Source organism: Acinetobacter stercoris (assembly GCF_900323515.1).
GTDB lineage: Bacteria > Pseudomonadota > Gammaproteobacteria > Pseudomonadales > Moraxellaceae > Acinetobacter > Acinetobacter stercoris.
This window is the reverse complement of record NZ_OOGT01000396.1, coordinates 1-1,314: the sequence shown is the minus strand read 5'-3', so window position 1 is coordinate 1,314 and position 1,314 is coordinate 1. Positions and strand designations below refer to the sequence as shown.

The 1,314-nt window shown below is 37.3% G+C and carries 1 protein-coding gene; it reads left to right on the top strand.

From position 1 onward, the window contains the following. Positions 1 to 249 precede the first annotated feature (249 nt). Complete coding sequence (locus KPC_RS19795) at positions 250 to 1,239, top strand: LysR family transcriptional regulator (RefSeq protein WP_121976006.1); 990 nt, start codon at positions 250 to 252, stop codon at positions 1,237 to 1,239. The last annotated feature ends 75 nt before the right edge of the window (positions 1,240 to 1,314 follow it).

The window sequence follows — 1,314 nt, the reverse complement described above, 5'->3', positions numbered from 1 at the left end:
AATATAAGTATAGCTATTTCAACATCATTTTTACGTGAAATAACATCTAATAGCATCAAGATTTAAATCGTGAATACATTTAAAAATTAAAATCTGATCACTATATTTATAAACTAAACCAACTTGTGCTCATAAAATGTTAGACAGGTTTAAGAGGAGTTGATTTTTTCATCACATTCTCACACAAAAGCATTTCCTTGTGGCATAATCTCTAGTTGATTTCATGATTTTATTTTCGGTATTTTTTTTATGAATCTGGAGCGGGTCGATCTCAATCTCTTAATTTACCTAGATGTACTTTTACGAGAAAAAAACGTAACACGTGCAGCTGAACAACTCGGTGTTACTCAGCCTGCGATGAGTAATATCTTACGTCGTTTACGTAACCTGTTTAACGATCCGCTTTTAATCCGTTCTTCTGAAGGTATGACACCAACAGAGCGTGCTCTGGAGTTGCAACCACGTATTCGGGATGCTTTATCTGATCTTTCCATGATTTTGGAACCACGTACCGAGTTCCGACCTTATACATCAAACCGCGTTTTTCGTATTATGACTTCTGACTATGCAGAGGCAACATTAGTTCCTCGATTAGTCAAAGCCTTACGTTCAGAAGCTCCTAACGTTGTTTTGGACTTTTTGACACCAAGCGATGTGTCCTACCGGGATATGGAACAAGGTAAAGTCGATCTTGCGATCAACCGTTTTAATGAAATTCCACAAAGCTTTCATCAGGTTTTGGTATGGCGTGATAGTTTTTCATGTTTACTTAACAACAAACACCCTGCTGTAGGTAACCTAAATCTGAAAAGCTATCTAGATGCACAACATATCTGGGTTTCTAAAACAGGTATGGGGGTTGGTTTTGGTGTAAACCCAGAAAAACAAGCGGGACTTGGCTGGATTGATCAAGCTCTGGAACGGATTGGTCAAAAACGTAAAATTTCTGTCTTTACACGTCATTACCAAATGCCAGGACTACTTGCTTCTAATGTTGACTTGATTGCTACCCTGCCGTCTCGCATCGCTCGATTGCAAGCTAAAAGTCAAAATCTGGTACTTAAAGATCCGCCATTTTATATTCCAGAATTTGAACTTAAAATGGCATGGTGTCCATTACTGCACCATCATCCAGCCCATCGTTGGTTACGTCAACTTATTCTTTATGTTGCACGTCAAATGATCGAAGAAGAAAATCGTGAATTTTTAATGAATAATTCACATTTTTCTCAATATTAAGAGAATTTTTCTTAAATTCTTCGCTTTTCAAGCTTATACTTGCATATCAGGTAGTGTCTTTTTTCACTACCTAGA

What these genes read in the sequence shown, in the direction of transcription:
- KPC_RS19795 (WP_121976006.1), top strand. Translation starts at nt 250, where the DNA reads ATGAATCTGGAGCGGGTCGATCTCAATCTCTTAATTTACCTAGATGTA.